The organism is Streptomyces sp. NPDC002324, assembly GCF_053593335.1.
In genome coordinates, this window is sequence record NZ_JBSFCF010000024.1 from 125,237 (window position 1) to 141,194 (window position 15,958).

Annotated in this window: 13 protein-coding genes and 3 pseudogenes; 8 read left to right on the plus strand and 8 right to left on the minus strand. The window is 72.8% G+C overall.

Going from position 1 to position 15,958, the window contains the following annotated elements; all coding sequences use genetic code 11:
- Positions 1–15 precede the first annotated feature (15 nt).
- Both ACWCRJ_RS28160 and ACWCRJ_RS28165 read right to left on the minus strand, forming a co-directional pair.
- Positions 16–646 (minus strand): annotated as a pseudogene (locus ACWCRJ_RS28160) (MBL fold metallo-hydrolase); the annotation flags it as partial.
- The gene (locus ACWCRJ_RS28165) at positions 634–1,227 is read right to left on the minus strand and encodes a TIGR03086 family metal-binding protein (protein WP_450941930.1); all 594 of its coding nucleotides are present in this window, start codon (positions 1,225–1,227) and stop codon (positions 634–636) included. The gene ACWCRJ_RS28165 and the pseudogene ACWCRJ_RS28160, both read right to left, overlap by 13 nt.
- A 194-nt stretch (positions 1,228–1,421) precedes the next feature.
- On the opposite strand from ACWCRJ_RS28165, the gene ACWCRJ_RS28170 reads away from it, so the two are divergent.
- From ACWCRJ_RS28170 to ACWCRJ_RS28180, 3 genes are read left to right on the plus strand one after another with little or no spacing between them, the layout of a single operon-like run.
- On the plus strand, positions 1,422–2,630 hold the full coding sequence (locus ACWCRJ_RS28170; protein WP_450941945.1) for an MFS transporter: 1,209 nt from the start codon (positions 1,422–1,424) through the stop codon (positions 2,628–2,630).
- 21 nt (positions 2,631–2,651) lie between these two features.
- Entirely contained in the window at positions 2,652–3,287 is a 636-nt protein-coding gene (locus ACWCRJ_RS28175) for a dihydrofolate reductase family protein (protein WP_450941931.1), read from the plus strand.
- A gap of 58 nt (positions 3,288–3,345) precedes the next feature.
- Positions 3,346–3,810 (plus strand): hypothetical protein, encoded by a 465-nt coding sequence (locus tag ACWCRJ_RS28180; RefSeq protein ID WP_450941932.1) that lies wholly within the window; start codon positions 3,346–3,348, stop codon positions 3,808–3,810.
- A 61-nt stretch (positions 3,811–3,871) separates the two neighbouring features.
- On the opposite strand, the gene ACWCRJ_RS28185 is transcribed toward ACWCRJ_RS28180, so the two are convergent.
- Both ACWCRJ_RS28185 and ACWCRJ_RS28190 read right to left on the minus strand, forming a co-directional pair.
- Entirely contained in the window at positions 3,872–5,038 is a 1,167-nt protein-coding gene (locus ACWCRJ_RS28185) for a hypothetical protein (RefSeq protein WP_450941933.1), read from the minus strand.
- Positions 5,035–5,991, minus strand: coding sequence for a 5-dehydro-4-deoxyglucarate dehydratase (locus ACWCRJ_RS28190; protein ID WP_450941934.1), 957 nt, complete (start codon positions 5,989–5,991; stop codon positions 5,035–5,037). The genes ACWCRJ_RS28185 and ACWCRJ_RS28190 overlap by 4 nt, the downstream gene beginning before the upstream one ends.
- A gap of 238 nt (positions 5,992–6,229) precedes the next feature.
- On the opposite strand from ACWCRJ_RS28190, the gene ACWCRJ_RS28195 reads away from it, so the two are divergent.
- The 5 genes and pseudogenes from ACWCRJ_RS28195 to ACWCRJ_RS28215 all read left to right on the plus strand — a co-directional run bounded on the left by ACWCRJ_RS28195 (position 6,230) and on the right by ACWCRJ_RS28215 (position 10,036).
- Positions 6,230–7,039, plus strand: a complete 810-nt coding sequence (locus tag ACWCRJ_RS28195) for an NAD-dependent epimerase/dehydratase family protein (RefSeq protein WP_450941935.1) — start codon at positions 6,230–6,232, stop codon at positions 7,037–7,039.
- 126 nt (positions 7,040–7,165) lie between these two features.
- A pseudogene (locus ACWCRJ_RS28200) lies at positions 7,166–7,696 on the plus strand (DeoR/GlpR family DNA-binding transcription regulator); the annotation flags it as partial.
- Positions 7,681–8,271: pseudogene (locus tag ACWCRJ_RS28205) on the plus strand (zinc-binding dehydrogenase); the annotation flags it as partial. The pseudogenes ACWCRJ_RS28200 and ACWCRJ_RS28205, both read left to right, overlap by 16 nt.
- Positions 8,272–8,486: 215 nt before the next feature.
- Positions 8,487–8,708, plus strand: a complete 222-nt coding sequence (locus ACWCRJ_RS28210; protein ID WP_450941936.1) for a hypothetical protein — start codon at positions 8,487–8,489, stop codon at positions 8,706–8,708.
- A 74-nt stretch (positions 8,709–8,782) separates the two neighbouring features.
- Complete coding sequence (locus ACWCRJ_RS28215) at positions 8,783–10,036, plus strand: TerD family protein (RefSeq protein ID WP_450941946.1); 1,254 nt, start codon at positions 8,783–8,785, stop codon at positions 10,034–10,036.
- Positions 10,037–10,121: 85 nt separating this feature from the next.
- Here ACWCRJ_RS28215 and ACWCRJ_RS28220 read toward each other — a convergent pair whose 3' ends face one another.
- The 4 genes from ACWCRJ_RS28220 to ACWCRJ_RS28235 all read right to left on the minus strand — a co-directional run bounded on the left by ACWCRJ_RS28220 (position 10,122) and on the right by ACWCRJ_RS28235 (position 15,722).
- Positions 10,122–11,141, minus strand: coding sequence for a 1-aminocyclopropane-1-carboxylate deaminase (locus ACWCRJ_RS28220; protein WP_450941937.1), 1,020 nt, complete (start codon positions 11,139–11,141; stop codon positions 10,122–10,124).
- 54 nt (positions 11,142–11,195) lie between these two features.
- On the minus strand, positions 11,196–12,044 hold the full coding sequence (locus ACWCRJ_RS28225; protein ID WP_450941938.1) for a GntR family transcriptional regulator: 849 nt from the start codon (positions 12,042–12,044) through the stop codon (positions 11,196–11,198).
- Between the two features lie 116 nt (positions 12,045–12,160).
- A complete protein-coding gene (locus ACWCRJ_RS28230; RefSeq protein ID WP_450941939.1) occupies positions 12,161–13,747 on the minus strand; it encodes a TROVE domain-containing protein in 1,587 nt (528 codons plus the stop codon).
- A 508-nt stretch (positions 13,748–14,255) separates the two neighbouring features.
- On the minus strand, positions 14,256–15,722 hold the full coding sequence (locus tag ACWCRJ_RS28235; protein WP_450941940.1) for an alkaline phosphatase PhoX: 1,467 nt from the start codon (positions 15,720–15,722) through the stop codon (positions 14,256–14,258).
- Between the last annotated feature and the right edge of the window lie 236 nt (positions 15,723–15,958).

Consider the following 15,958-nt stretch of genomic DNA (forward strand, 5'->3'; position numbering starts at 1 on the left):
GGTGTCGCCCTCGTTCAGCAGCCGGCTCGCGCTCTTCGCGTACGTCCCGGCCTCCTCCGGCGTGAGGTGCACGTGGGGTTCACCTTCGCGATGCACGTCGGTGTCCGCCTCGCACAGGAACAGGTCCGCGCTGCCGGCGAGCCGGCTCAGCGCGTCGCACGGGCCGCTGTCCCCCGAGTACGCGAAGACACGGCCCCGGCACTCGGCGCGCAGCCCGTACGACTCCGCGTCGTGGACGACGGCATGGGCGGTGAGAGGGGGGTTCCAGTGCCGGACCGTGTGGCCGTCGTAGAGGGCCGGAAGCCGAAGACGCTGTTCAGGAAGGTCGTGTCCGGCCGCCCGAGGAATCCGGCGAGGCGCTCCGCGCGGCCGTCGGGCGCGTACACGGGCAACGGCGCGGGCAGGGTGAGGCCGCCGTACGCGAAGCCGTACATCGCGGCCACCGGGTCCGCGGTGGGGGTACCGCCCGGTCGAGCGAAGCCGAGACTGGGGGGAGGTCCGCGTGCAGAGGGGAGATCCCGACAGCCGTGAGCCGGGTGGGGTCCGTGTGCCGCCGCAACTCGGCGAACGTCCCGAACCCCGCGTCCACCCATGTCCCGGCGCCCCCGCGTCTCGGCGCCCCCGCCGCGCGGCCTACCGCTTCCAGAGCGGGTCGCGGCCGCTCAGGCCGATCGCCCGGTCCAGCAGCGGCGCGTCGTCCGGTACGGGCTGTACGGGGCCGAAGATCTCGCCGCGCGTCGGGTCGTCGGCCGAGGCGGCGAGGAAGGCGTGGGTCGCGGTGAGGGCCGCCGGATCGGGGTCGTACGCCTGGCCGGTCGCCCGTGCGAGGTCCCAGCCGTGCACGACCAGCTCGTCCGCGGCCACCGCGCCGGCGATCTCCCCCGGCAGGGACACCCCGCCCGCCCGGGTCTCCCCCACCCACGCGGCCGGGTCCTGCCAGGCCTCGGCGAGTTCGTCGAGGACTCGCGGCAGGGCCTCGCGCCAGCCCGGCCCGATGTCGGGCAGCGCCGCCTGCGGGTCGGTGTCCGTCGTGGGTCCCAGATCCTTCCGGCCCGCGTCGCGGAAGGCGACGGCCAGCCCGTGCAGATGTCCGAGGATGTGGCGCACGGCGTACTGCGGGCACGGGGTGGGGTCGGAGAGCTGATCGTCGCGGACGCCCCGGGCGAGGCGGGCGACGGCGCGGGCCTGCGGGGCGAGGTCGAGGGGGGCCGGTGCCTGGTCGGTCATGCGGAGCTCCTGGGTACGTCTCGAAGGTGCGTCGGGGGGTGCGCCTGCGTTCTCTGTCGTCATGTCGGTAGACCCCCGGCGTCCCGGGAACTCATCGCTCGCCCCGCCCTCGTTCCTCCCGGCGACGATTCCTAGGGCATCTGCCCGATCCGTGCGGCGGGGCCTCAGCACCACGATCACCAGCCATGACATCCATGAGATCGACGACATCGACGTCGGCCCGGGCCACGAGGCGTGTCCTCGGGGACCGGAACGCGGGGCCGTATCTCGCCGCCGTGGTGGTCTCGGGCCTCGGCTCGTCGGCGATGTGGCTGGTCGCGGGCGTCTGGGTCAAGGACCTCACCGGCTCGGACGCGCTGGCGGCCCTGTGCACGCTCGCCCTGTGGGCCCCGCTCCTCGCCGGCCCCCTCCTGGGCACCCTCGCGGACCGCCCCCGCCGCCGCGCCCTCCTCGTCACCACCGACCTGGGCCTGGCCGCCCTCCTGCTCACCCTCTTCGCCGTCGGCTCCCCGGACGACCTGTGGCTCCTCTACGCGGTCCTCCTCGTCTACGGCGCGGCAGGCGTCGTCCACGACGCGGCCGAGTCGGCTCTCGTCGCCACCGCCGTCGACCCTGCCCTCCTCGGCGACTTCAACGGCCTGCGCATGACGGCCGACGAGAGCATGAAACTGGTGGCCCCGCTGGCGGGAGCCGGTCTGTACGCGGCGTACGGCGGAGCGACGGTGGCCCTGCTGGACGCGGTGACGTTCGTCGCGGCGGCGGGGCTGTACGGGCTGGTGAGGGAGCCGAGGACGCCGCCGCCCAGCCCCTGCGAGGGCCCTGCCCCGGGCCTGTACGCCCGTACGGCCGAGGGTGCCCGGCACCTCCTCACCCACCCACGCCTGCGCCCCCTGGTCCTGGCCGGCGGCACGACGATGCTGCTCTCCGGGGTGAACGGCGCCCTGATCTACGCGGTGGTCGAGTCCCTGGGCCACTCCCCCGCGTACACCGGCCTCCTCTTCGTCGCCCAGGGCACCGGTTCGATCGCCGTCGGCCTGACCACGGGCCCCCTCCTGCGGCGCCTCGGCGAACTCCCCTTCGCGGCCTACGGCATCGCCCTGACGGGGGCGGCGGTGGCGGCCCGCACCGTCCCGAGCGACATCGCCGCCCTGGCCTGCGGCGCGGCGATCGGCGTCGGCCTCCCCTGCGTCCTGACCGCGGCGCTCACCGCGGTCCAGCGCGAGACCCCGCCCGATCGGCTGGGCCGCACCACGGCCACCGCCCACACCCTCCTCTTCGCCCCGACAGCGGTGGGCACGGCGATCGGCGCCGGCCTGGTGGACGTGGCCGGTCTCCCGGTGCTGCTGCCGGCCGTCGGCACACTTCTCCTCCTGACGGCGGCCTGGCTGCTGTGCCGTCGCTGACCCGTACGAGACGCTGGACGCATGAGCACAGTGATCTGCGACATCACGGTCTCGGTCGACGGCTACTCGGCCGGGCTCGACCAGACGGAGGAACGCCCGTTCGGCGACGACGGCGGTGACGGTTCGGGCGCCGCGCTGCACGCCTGGATGTTCGAGACTCCCGACGAGAACCGGGCCGAGATCGACCGGCTGAGCACCGCCGGGGCCTTCGTCATGGGGCGCAACATGTTCGGCCCGGTGCGCGGCGCGTGGGACCGGCCGTGGAACGGCTGGTGGGGCGACGACCCGCCGTTCCACGCGCCGGTGTTCGTGCTCACCCACCACGCGCGCGAGGCCCGGCCGATGGACGGGGGCACCACGTACCACTTCGTCACGGACGGCATCGCCTCCGCCCTGGCACAGGCCCGCACGGCGGCCGGTGACGGCGATGTCACCGTCCTCGGCGGCGCGACGACCGTCAACCAGTACCTCTCCGCCGGGCTGATCGACGAACTGCGCCTGCACATCGCCCCCTTCACCCTCGGCTCCGGCACCCGCCTCTTCGAGGGCGTCCCACCGCTGCGACTGGAACAGGTGTCCGCACGTTGGACGAGCCTCGTCACCCATGTGACCTACCGCGTGACGGGTTGCCTGTCGGACCCCGGTGCCCGAGAGTGAGGAACCGCCGACTCCCGCGTGCGGAGCGGGAGTTGACGGCACCGGGAGGGGATTTCTCATGGCACTGCGCAAGACGGCCGCGGCCCTGTTCGCGGCAGCGGCGATCGCGATCTCGACGGTCGGGTCGGCCGGTACGGCCGCCGCCCACACAGCGGGCACCGACGGCGGCACCGGCGTCCTCACGTCCGAGGACGCCCGGCAGCCGTCGCTGACGCCGGCCCAGATGAAGAACGCCGTCGTGCCCCGCGCGGCCGGGTCCGGCTCGGCCGCCGCCGCACCGCTGAACTGCGCGTACTACTACGTGTGCGGCAAGGGCGGCAACGGCAACAGATTCGACTACACCAGGTGCGGCGTGACGTACACCCTGCCCAACCTCGTGGGCTGGGGCTCCCTCCACAACAACCAGACGCCGGGCACCCGGGCGAACTTCTACGACGTGAACGGCGCCTGGATGTTCTCCCTCGACGCTCCCCTCAAGAACGACGTGTTCTGGACCCCGGTCTGGTACGTCATCGCCTGCTGAGCCGACGCGGGCGCGGCAGGGCGCGGCCCGGGTCCGTGCGCGGTGGGGTGAACGGGGCGGTTCACCCCACCGCCGTCAACGCCTCACGTACCGCCGCCAGATCCTGGTCCGAGGCCAACCCCGCGTGGTACAGCCGGAGTTCGGTCGCCCCCAGCTCCACCGCGCGCCCCGCGTCCTCGGCCAGGGTCACCGGGCTGCCGCCCATGCCCGACACGATGCCGAAGTTGGCGGCCAGCACGGCCCCGTCCGCCCCCGCCTTCGCGAACGCCGGCAGCAGCCCCGGCCCGCCCGCGCACGGTACGACGACACCGTCGGCCACGCCGAGGATGTGCTCGGGGTCCACCCCGGCGTTCGCCCCGCAGTGGTACATCACCGGGTCCGCGTGCAGAAGCACCTGGAACCCCGCGGGCGCGGCGGCCCGTACGGCCCCGACGGCCTCCTGCTGGAGCGAGCGGGCGATCGCGTCGCGCCACACCCGCGTGGCCGTCGCCTTCCCGGTCCCGAGGAGTTTCTCCACCGCGGGCCAGCTCTCGTCGACGGTCTCGCCGCGCCACAGCGGTTCCAGCCCCGCGCGTACGGCGGCCGCCAGCTCGTCGGGGTCCTGTCCGGCACCGGCGTACCCGTCGCGGCAGGTGCCGCAGAAACACAGCGACATCAGGTACTGCCCGGCGTCGCCGAGGCCCACCCCGCCCGTCTTGTCGTGGGCGTGGAGGTGGGAGAAGCCGTACCAGCCGAGCGACTCCAGCTCGGTGCCGCGCGCGCCGGGCCGGACCGCCGCCTCCACCGCCAGATCGACCAGGTACTCGCGGGTGTCCGGCTGCGCGACACAGGGGGCCCACGGGTAACGGTCCCCGTAGGCGTTGACCACGGAGGTCGAGGGATGTTCGGCGCCCATGCGGGAGTTGTGCGCCAGGACCACCCAGGTGTGCACTTCGAGCCCGGCGTGCGCGAGCGCGGTGGCCGCCTCGCCGAACGCGTCGCCGAACGCCCAGTCCCCCGCCGCGTACGGCCGCAGCGTGCGGCCCTCCCACCGCGCACCCGGCGGGTACAGCACGGCCGCGTGCTCGGCGGTGACGATGCGCTGCCGGGGGTGGCGGGGGGTGAGCGCGCGGGTGGAGTGGTACGCGGAGGCGAGCGTCGCCTGCCGTACCCCGAGCCCCGCGATGCGCTCGGCGGCGGCCGGATCCCCGTTGACGTCCCACGGGTAGACGAACGTCGACGCCTTCACTTGCCCTCCTGGCACTCTTCCAGCAGCGCGTGGCCGCGCTCGATCAACCGGCTCAGCTGCTTGACGTGTTCCTCGGCCGGTTCGTGCAGGGGTGGCCGCACCTCTCCGACGTCCAGCCCCCGTAGCCGTACCCCGGCCTTGACCAGTGACACCGCATAGCCGCGTCCCCGGGCGCGGAGTTCGACGAAGGGGCGGTAGAACCCGTCGATCAGCCGCTCCACGATCGCATCGTCCCCGGTGCCCAGCGCCCTGTGAAACGCGAGGGCGATCTCCGGGACGAAACAGAAGACGGCCGACGAGTACAGGGGGACCCCGACGGCCCGGTACGCGGGCTGGGTCAGCTCGGCGGTCGGCAGGCCGTTGAAGTAGAGGAAGTCGTCCGGGCCGGAGACCTCGCCGCGTACGGCGCTCACGATCCGCGTCATCAGGTCCAGGTCACCGAGGCCGTCCTTGAGGCCGACGATCCCCTCCGTGCGGGCCAGTTCGACCACCGTCTCCGGCGTGAACACGGCGTTGTCGCGCTGGTAGACGACGACGGGGAGGGAGGTCGCCGCGGCGAGTTCCCGGTAGTGGCGGAGCAGCCCCTCCTGGGCGGCCACGACCAGGTAGGGCGGCATGGCGAGGAGGCCGTCGGCCCCGGCCTCCTCGGCGAGATGTGCGTAGCGCACGGCGAGGGCGGTGCCGTAGCCCGCGCCGGCCACCACCGGCACCCGGCCGGCCGTCTCGGCGACGGCGGCCCGTACGCAGCGCTGGAACTCCTCGGGCGTGAGCGCGTGGAACTCGCCGGTGCCACAGCAGGCGAAGACCGCGGCGGCCCCGGCCTCGACGCCCTGGCGGACGTGCGCGCGATAGACGTCCAGATCGACCGCGCCGTCCGGGCCGTAGGCCGTGACGGGGAAGAACAGCGGTCCGCTGGGGACCCTGAGCCGGGCGGCGAGCGGGGCTGACGTCACGGGCTGTCCCAAGTCCACGGGCTCTCCCAGTCCAGGTCACTGATCAGTGTTTACATTTCTGAACAACAGCACGCTAAGGCGCCTCCTCGTGGGCGGTCAAGCCGGACAACCCGCGCCGCACCAGCGATTTCACGCCTCCGCAGCACACTTGACGCACGGGACCGCACTCCCTAGCGTGTCCATGAATGTGAATGTCGGACGCCCATGTGCACAGCTGGTGATGCAAGGAGATCCCCGGATGCCCGCTCCCCGCACCGTTCTGCTCACCGGCGCCGCCGGTGGGCTCGGCACCCTGATGCGGGACCTGCTCCCGGCCCACGGCTACGAGCTTCGCCTGATGGACCTGCTCCCCGTCGAGGGCGCGCCGGACGCGATCACGGCCGACCTCGCCGACAAGGAGGCCCTGCGCGAGGCCGTCCGGGGCGTCGACGCGATCATCCACCTCGCGGGCATCTCCCTGGAAGCCTCCTTCGAGAAGATCCTTAAGGCGAACATCGAGGGGACGTACAACCTGTACGAGGCCGCCCGCGCGGAGGGCGTGCCCCGTATCGTCTTCGCGTCCTCCAACCACGCGGTGGGCTTCACCCCCCGCCCGCAGGCCGAGGACCCGCTGATCCCCATCGACACCCCGCACCGCCCCGACACCTTCTACGGCCTGTCCAAGTCCTTCGGCGAGGACCTGGCGCAGCTGTACTGGGACAAGTACGGCCTGGAGACGGTCTCCGTGCGCATCGGCTCCTGCTTCCCCGAGCCCACCAGCGTCCGGATGCTCTCGCTGTGGATGAGCCCGGCCGACGGCGCCCGCCTCTTCCACGCGGCCCTGACCGCCGAGCACGTCGGCCACACCGTCGTCTACGGCTCCTCCGCCAACACCCGCCTGTGGTGGGACCTGTCCACCGCCCGCGCCCTCGGCTACGAGCCGAGGGACGACTCCGAGCCGTACGCCGAGAAACTGATCGCCGAGCAGGGCGAACTGGACCCCGGGAACGTGGCCCACGCCAACCTCGGCGGCCACTTCGTGAGCGACCCGCCGATCTGGCCGTACTGACCACACCGGCGAAGACCCAGGAGTTCGTGCGCCGTACGGGAAACGAGGGCCGTACGCCGTGCGGAAGGAGCGGGCGGGCACCGAACGGGCCCGCCCGCTCCCGTATGCGGGCACGCCCGCTGCCCGATCCCACGCCCGCCCCAGGTCCGTGACGGACCGGGGCGCCGCGAAACGGTCAGGGACGGGCATCATCGGTCGCGCAACAGGCCTGGTCGGCGCCGCGCACCGGCTGTAGAACTTCCCCCAGGGCCCGCACCGGGCCCGAACGGGCAGCACTACGGCGAGGGAGAGCGGGTGTCGGCCATGAGCGCGGAGGAGAGGCAACGCGAGATCGTCCGGGCCGCCCGCCGCACGGGCGCGGTCGACGTCGGCGAACTCGCCGCCGCGCTGGGCGTGGCCGAGGAGACCGTACGGCGTGATCTGCGCGCCCTGGAGGACCACGGACGGGTCCGCCGCACGCACGGCGGGGCGTATCCCGTGGAGAGCGCCGGGTTCGAGACGACGCTCGCCTTCCGCGCCACCAGCCACGTGCCCGAGAAGCGCCGGATCGCCGCGGCGGCGGCCGAGTTGCTGGGCGACGCGGAGACGGTCTTCGTCGACGAGGGCTTCACCCCGCAGCTCATCGCCGAGGCCCTGCCCCGGGACCGGCCGCTGACCACGCGGTCGCCCCCGTCGCGAGCTGCGTCCGGCTGCCGGAGCACGTCCGCACCCAGGACGCGGCGCTGGTGGAGCCGTTGTCCTGCGCGGTACGGGGCTACGACGTCCTCCGCGCCCGGCTGGGCGCCCATGCCCTGATCCACGGCTCCGGGACGATGGGGCTGATGATGCCGGAGCTGGCGAAGCGGACGGGCGCGGCGAGCGTGGACATGGTGGACGTGAATCCCGCGCGCCTGGAGACGGCACGGCGGCTGGGCGTCTCGGGAGCCGCCGCCGGCCCCGACGAGCTGGAGCGGCCCCGGGGCTGGGACGTCGTCGTGGACGCGACGGGCAACGCGGCGGCGATCCAGGACGGGCTGGGGCGGGTGGCCAAGGCAGGCACGTTCCTGCAGTTCGGGGTGGCCGACAACGCGACCCGGGTCACGATCGACCCGTACCGGATCTGCAACCAGGAGATCACCATCACCGGGTCGATGGCCGTGCTGCACAGCTTCGAACGGGCGGCGGAACTCTTCGCCGGCGGGGTCCTGGACCCGAAGGTCTTCATCAGCGACCGGGTGCCGCTGGCGCGGTAACCCGAGGCTCTGGAGCAGTTCGCGTCGGGGGTGGGACGGAAGATCGTCGTGGTGCCGTAGTCCGGCGAGCGGCAAGCCGGGGCAGGGGGTCGGGGCAGTACGGGCGGCGGCGGGTGCGGGCGCACCGCCGGCGACCGGGAGCGTGCGGCCGGGCCCACCGCCGGGCGACCGAAATTCGCTGGGCCGGCGCCGGCCCCGCGCCTACCATCCGGGACATGCCACGCCCCAGCGGATTCACCTATACCGAGCACTCCGAGAGCACCGTGACGATCGACCACCACGGCCGCGCGGCCACGACGCTGCGCGGCCCCCGAGCTGCCCGGTTCCTCGCCGAGGTGGCGGCGGGCGACCCCCAGCTGGTCATGGCCCGCTGGACCGGGAACTACCGGCGGGGCAACGAAAGCACGGCCCGGGAGCACCCCCGCAACCGCCGCTGACCCGAACGGCCGCCCGGCGCGCCCGGGTAAGGGAACGGTAAAGCGGCCTGAATCGTTCACCACGCATGACCGCTATGACCCCCGGCTCGAACATCCCGCTGCCCGTCACCCGCGTCGCGGTGGACGTCTCCGCCCCCGTGCGGCTCGACGTATCGGGCCTGCTGCTCACCGCCGACGGCAAGGTGCGCTCGGACGACGACTTCATCTTCTACAACCAGCCGTCCGGCCCGGGCGTGACGTACCGCTCCGGCGGCGGCGCGACACCCGACTCGATCACGGTGGACACCTCGGCCGTGCCCCCGGGCATCGAGAAGATCGTCGTCACGGCCAGCCCGGACGCGGCGGGCCAGTCCTTCCAGGGCATCGAACCGACGGCGACGATCCGCGACGCGGCCGACGGCGCCGTGATCTCCACGTTCACCCCGCCCCAGCTGGGCACGGAGACCGCTCTGGTGATCGTCGAGATCTATCTGCGCAACGGCGCGTGGAAGGCCCGAGCGGTCGGCCAGGGATACGCGAACGGTCTCGCGGGCATCGCGACGGACTTCGGGGTCACGGTGGAGGAGCCCGCCCCCGCCGCCCAGCCGGCCCCCGCCGCCCAGCCGGCCCCCGCCGCCCAGCCGACCCCCGCTCAGCCCGCCCCGGCCACGCGGCCCCCGGCGGCCCCGCCCGCCACGGACCCGCGGGTCACGGCGCCCCCGGTGCCGCCCGCCCCGCCTGCCGCGCCCCCGGCCCCCGCCCCGGGCGCCGGCAAGATCAACCTGGACAAGGGCCGCGTCAGCCTCCAGAAGAACCAGACGGTCTCCCTGGTCAAGGGCGGCCGCCCGCTGCTCTCCCAGGTCAAGATGGGCCTCGGGTGGGAGCCGGCGTACCGGGGCAAGGACATCGACCTCGACGCGTCGGTCATCGCGTACGGCCCGCAGCGCAACCACATCGACAGCTGCTACTTCGGCAAGCTGTCGATCGTGAACGGCGCGATCAAGCACTCCGGTGACAACCTCACCGGCGAGGGCGGCGGGGACGACGAGGTCATCGTGGTCGACCTCGGACGGCTTCCCCAGGAGGTCACCGGGCTGGTCTTCACCGTCAACTCCTTCTCCGGCCAGAAGTTCACCGAGGTCGCCAAGGCCTACTGCCGGCTGCTCGACGCCGCGACCGGCGAGGAGCTGGTCCGCTTCGACCTCACCAACGCCGAGGCCCAGACCGGCGTGATGATGGCCAAGCTGATCAAGCAGTTCTCCGGCGAGTGGGACATGACCGCGATGGGCGACTTCGTGAAGTCCCGCACGGTCAGGGGGATGGTGAAGCCGGCGGCGCAGGCCCTTTGAGGGTCGGCCTACGTGACGCCGGGCGCCCCGCACAAGGCAAGGGCGCCCGGCCGGCCGAGCGATCCCGGAGCCGAGCCCCTCTTCCCTACTGGATCACCCCGCTGTAGGCGTTCAGCGCGGGCTGGCCGCCGAGGTGGGCGTACAGCACGGTGGACTCCGGGCCGATCTCGCCGCGTTCGATCAGGTCGATCAGCCCGGCCATCGACTTGCCCTCGTACACGGGGTCGGTGACCATGCCCTCGGTGCGGGCGGCGAGCTGCATGGCGACGAGGGTGGCGTCGTCCGGGACCCCGTAGATCCCGGCGTGGTAGCGCTCGTCCAGTTCGACGTCGGCGACGGTCAACTCCCGCTCGACGCCGATGAGTTTCCCGGTGTTCTGGGCGATGCGGGCGATCTGCTCCCGCGTGGGCTCCGGCTTGGCCGAGGCGTCGATGCCGATCACCCGGCGCGGCCTGCCGCCCGCCTCCTCCAGCGCGGCGAAGCCGGCGACCATCCCGGCCTGGGTCGAGCCGGTCACCGAGCACACGATCACCGTGTCGAAGAAGACGCCCAACTCCTGCTCCTGCTCGGCGACTTCGTATGCCCAGCCGGCGAAGCCCAGGCCGCCGAGGGGATGGTCGGAGGCACCGGCCGGGATGGCGTACGGCTTGCCGCCACCCTCCTCGACCTCCCTGAGCGCCAGCTCCCAGCTCTCCTTGAAACCGATACCGAAGCCGGCCCGGACGAGCCGTACGTCGGCACCCGCCAGCCTGCTGATCAGGATGTTGCCGACCTTGTCGTACACCGCGTCCGGCCAGTCGACCCAGCTCTCCTGCACGAGCACGCACTTGAGCCCGGCTCGGGCGGCGACGGCGGCGACCTGGCGGGTGTGGTTGGACTGCACGCCGCCGATGGAGACGAGGGTGTCGCAGCCCTGGGCGATCGCGTCGGCGACCAGGTACTCCAGCTTGCGGGTCTTGTTGCCGCCGTACGCGATGCCGGAGTTGCAGTCCTCGCGCTTGGCCCAGACGGAGGCTCCGCCGAGGTGCTCGGTCAGCCGCTCCAGCGGGTGGACCGGCGAGGGCCCGAAGAGGAGGGGGTAGCGCTCGAAGGACGAGAGGGACACGGGTTCTCCCGGGTGGGGTGGGGCGAGGGCGGGGGTGTGGCGAGGCCGGTCGGGTCAGTGGTCCGCTCGGCGCACGGGCTCGTCGCCGGGTTCGGGGGCGGGCTGGTGGGCGGGCTGGTGGACAGGCTCGTGGGTGAGCCGGCGCGCGGACGCGGCGCCGCCCGCTCCCTCGGCGGACTCCGGCCCCGACCCCTCACCCGACTTCGCGACCGGCTCTGCGACCGGCTTTTCTTCCGGCTCGGCGTCCGGTTCGGCGTCCGGCTCGTCGGCGAGTGCGGCCAGGCCGCGCCAGATCTCCGCCGTGACGCGGACCGCCTCGTCCGTGTCACCGGCCGCGCAGGCCGCGATCAGCTGCTCGTGCAGTCCGGCCGAGCGGCAGTTGCCGCCCTCGCCGAAGCGCCGTCGTTCCAGCCGGCGGATGAGCGGGGTGTAGCGGGCGACGGTGGCGGCCGCCGCGCGGTTGCCGCTCACCCGGACGAGCACGTCGTGCAGTGCGTCGTCGGCGACCAGGGCCGCGTCGACGTCACCGGTGCGGACGGCCGTCGCGAACCGCTCGTTGGCCGAGCGCATCATCTCGACGTCCGCCGCGAACAGCCGGGGCACGGCGGTCCGGGCGACCAGCTCGTGCATGGCCCCGACCACGGCGGCGGCGTCCCGCACATCGGAGGCGACGACGGCCGTGACCCGGGTGTAGCTCTGCGGCTTGCTCTCCAGGAGCCCTTCGTCCACCAGCCGGGAGAACGCCTCCCGCACCGGCGCCCGGGACAGTCCGAGCAGCTCCGCGAACTCGGCGTCCCGCACCACCGCGCCCGGCTCGATCTCCCCGGCCACGATGGCGTCCCGGATGGCTTGGTAGGCGCGGTCCCTCAGCAGGGTGCGCGCGACCGGTCGTATGGCCTCCATGAACTGAAATGTTAGATGCCAGTGCGACTCCGAACAAGAGTGTGGCCCGTGTCCCCACTGGGACACGGGCCACACTCACCCCCCGTTCTCGTGCTCCGCCGGTCCGCGGACCGGCGTCACTCGACCGCCCACGGCCACTCGGCGTTCCGCGCCCCCTCCAGCAACGGCACCATGCGGAAGGCCGCGTCGGAGAGGCCGCCGAAGGTGTGGCGGTTCGCCGTGCCGGAGGGGCCGTGGCCCGCCCGGTACCCGGCGAGGTTCCAGGTGTAGACGGGCACCTGGGCCGGGATCTGCTCGGTCGGGTCGCCGTAGTGGCTGTACGTGGCCTGCTCGTCGGTGACGATCAGCACCCGGTCGTGGCGGCGGTAGTGGCGGCGGACGGCCTCGGTGGTGTCGGTGCCGCCCAGGTCGCCGAACCGGCCGATGATCTTCAACACGGACTCGCCCGCGCCGAACCTCACCACCCGGCTCGTGCTCCCGAACTCGATGAGGTCCGCGTCCGCCGCCCGCAGCGCGAGCGCCGTACCGAAGATCGCGGCCGCGTCGGCGTACGTGAGCGACGAGCGGTCGGTCAGCCGGGAGCAGAACATCGAGCCCGAGCGGTCGACCAGGACCAGGGTCCGGCCGGGCAGCGCGGGCACGTTGGCCAGCGAGTGACCGAGCGCCTGCTCCAGCGGGTACGCCCAGCGCAGCGAGGGCGCGTGGCGGTACGCCGAGAGGTAGCGGAACGGGAACTGCCGCGACCGCGCGACCTCCGCCGGGTCGCTGATCCGAGCCGCCACCCGAGCCGCGACCTCGTCCGAGACGCCCGCCGCGTCGAAGTTGCGCAGGTTCCGGGTCAGCGCCATGGCGCCCATGGACGGGATGACGGCCTCCCAGGCCGCCTTGTCCATCGGCCCCTGCAGCCAGCCCGCCAGCGCCTCCCAGGTGATCCCCGCGTCCGCGAGGCGCTGGGCACCGCCCGCCCCGGTCACGACCCTGCGCCGCTCGGCGGGCCGCAGCTCCATGAGGTCACGGTGTGCGGCGAGCATGGGCAGCGATCTCGGCACGACGGCCGTGTCCGGGTTGTGGCGCCGGTCGAGGGCGTACTGGAACAGGTCCCCCTGCCACGGCTTGTCCGGGTCCGGCGCCGCGTGCACCAGGTTCAGGATGTCGCCGAAGCGGTAGCCCTTGGACGCGGTGTCGTACTTCAGCAGCGCCTTGGGGCTGTAGAGGCGTCGTACGGCGTCGGCGACGCCCCGCTTCAGCGGCTTGGGGAGGGTACGGCCGTACCGGGAGGTCCAGTAGGCGAGCAGTTCGCCGGGCTCGTCGGGGCGCCGCAGCACGGAGGCGACCACCTGGCGGTTGGTCGGCCCGTCGCTGACGCCCGCGTCGAGCCGCGCCTTCACGTACTCGGCGGCGCCCACGAGGGAGGCCGTACGGAGGTTGCCCTCGCCGCGCAGCCAGGCGAGCAGGCCGGCCGTCCACGCCGGGTCGGTGACGGCGAGCCGGCGCACCAGCGCGGCGAACCGGTCGTCCCGGTCCTCACCGCTCTCGTAGAAGGTCTTCTGCGCGACGAAGTTGGCGATCGACAGCAGGAAGAGTTCGGAGCGCTCGTCCCGCTCGCGTCCGCGGCCGCCCTCGTACGTACGGAGCACACGGCCCGTGGAGGTGACACGGGAGGTGGGCTGGGCCTTGCCGGCCTTCGTGTTGAATCGCGCCATGATGAACTCCCCCCGAATTCCCCGGCACATCTCACTTCGTGCGTGGAATCCCTGTTCCTGAATTCTGAATTTTGGTTCGGGGGAGGCGCGGCAGTCGGAGGGTGCCCGAGGTCGAAGTCGGCGGCGGTGCTTATAACTGGCGCGTCTTCCGTTCCGCCACACCGACCCGTGGTCGATGACGGGATTCGAACCCGCATGAGGATCTCTCCCCACCAGTTCCCGAAGTATCCGCTGCCTGCGCACCGGGCACCCACCATCTGCCGCGCCTCCCGAGATCGGATCGCACCGGGAGGTGCGTGAAGCTTTGGGTGTCCAGAGATCGAAGCCGGCGGAACCGACGTAGGTGCTCTAACCCCTGAGCTACACCGGCGTGTTGGTACCGGTGGCGGGACTCGAACCCGCGGCCGCCCCATTATGAGTGGAAGTAGGTCCTGCCTTCGCACCTGGACAGGCATCACTCTAGGAGGCGTACCACGGGCCGGGCCAATGAATTAACCACCGCTTCCGGCTATCGCTTCTGCCGCTTCCAGGGACCGGTGATCGCGAGCAGAATGCCCGGCGTCTGGATGTTGGCGTACAGGGTCTTTCCGTCGGGTGAGAAGGTGACGCCGGCGAACTCGCTGTACTCCGGCTCCTCCTCGGTGCCGATGTTCAGGTCGTTGCGCGCGATCGGGTACGTGCGGCCGCTGTCGGTGGCGCCGAACAGATGCGAGATCCCCTCGCCGTCCTCGGCGAGGACGATGCCGCCGTACGGGGAGACGGTGATGTTGTCGGGGCCGTCGAGGGCGCCGTCGACGGACGGGTCCGGGTTGACGCCGAGCAGGACCTTCAGGGTCAGGGTGCGGCGCTTGGGGTCGTAGAACCAGACCTGGCCGTCGTGCTGGACGGGGCTCTCCGAACGGGCGTAGGAGGAGACGACGTAGGTGCCGCCGTCGCCCCACCACATCCCCTCCAGCTTGCGGGCGCGGGTGATCTCGGTGTCGGCGAACTGCTTGCGGACGGCGACGGTTCCGGCGTCCCGGTCGGGCACGTCGACCCAGTCGACGCCGTACACCGTGCCGATGCGTGTGGCGCGGGACAGGTCGTCGACGAAGCGGCCGCCGGAGTCGTAGCACCGGGGTGCCTGGAGGACGCCCGCGTCGTCGGCGAGCGTGCGGAACCTGCCGGGGCCGTACTCGAACCCCCTGGGCGGGGTCCAGCGGAAGAAGAGGCCGTTGGGGGAGGCCGCGTCCTCGGTGAGGTAGGCGTGGCCGCGCCTGGGGTCGATGACGACGGCCTCGTGGTCGTAGCGGCCGAAGAACTTCAGCGGCTTCGGGGCGCGGTTGGCACGGCGGTCGCAGGGGTCGACCTCGAAGACGTAGCCGTGGTCCTTGGTCATGCCGTTGACGCCGGCCCGGTCGGAGTTCTCCTCGCAGGTGAGCCAGGTGCCCCACGGGGTGCTGCCGCCCGCGCAGTTGGTGGACGTGCCCGCGATGCCGACCCACTCGGCCACGCGGCCGTCGGGCCGTACCTCCACCACCGTGCAGCCGCCGGCCGCCGCCGGGTCGTACACGAGCCCTTCGGTGAGCGGCACCGGGAACTCCCAGTTGGCCCGGGGGCCCTTCAGCTCGTGGTTGTTGACGAGGAGGGTGGTGCCGCGGAGGCCGGGGAAGGCGGCGGTGCCGTCGTGCTTGCCGGGGGTGAACTCGCCCGACTCCAGCTTGGTCCTGCCGCTGTACGTGATGATCCGGTACTTGAATCCGGCGGGCAGCGCGAGGATGCCCCGGGGGTCGGGGAGGAGGGGGCCGTATCCGAGTCGGTCCGCCCCGTGCCCTGTGCGGTGGCCGGCCTCCACGCCCGGATCGAGGTCGGTGTCGGTGTCCGTCGCCGCGAGGGCGTTCGGCGCGGTGGCGAGCGCGCCGACGCTGCCGGCCAGCGCCACACCGGCTCCGGTGACCGCGGATCGTCTGGCGAAGTCCCTACGGGTGAGCGGCATGCTGTCTCCTGCGTGGCGGTGGAGGACCGTGGGGGCGGACCCGGGGTGTCGCGCCACGGTGGCGCCCGCGCCTGAACGCGGGCTGAACGCGGAGAGAAGGACGCCCCCCGACTTCGATGAACCGCCAAGGGGCTGCGCCCCTCCGCCCCGCTCGCGCCTCACCCCTCGACCATCCGGCCCCGCCGGCGACTGCGGCTCCGGCGGGGCTTCTCGCGCGGTTCCCCGCACCCCTGCCC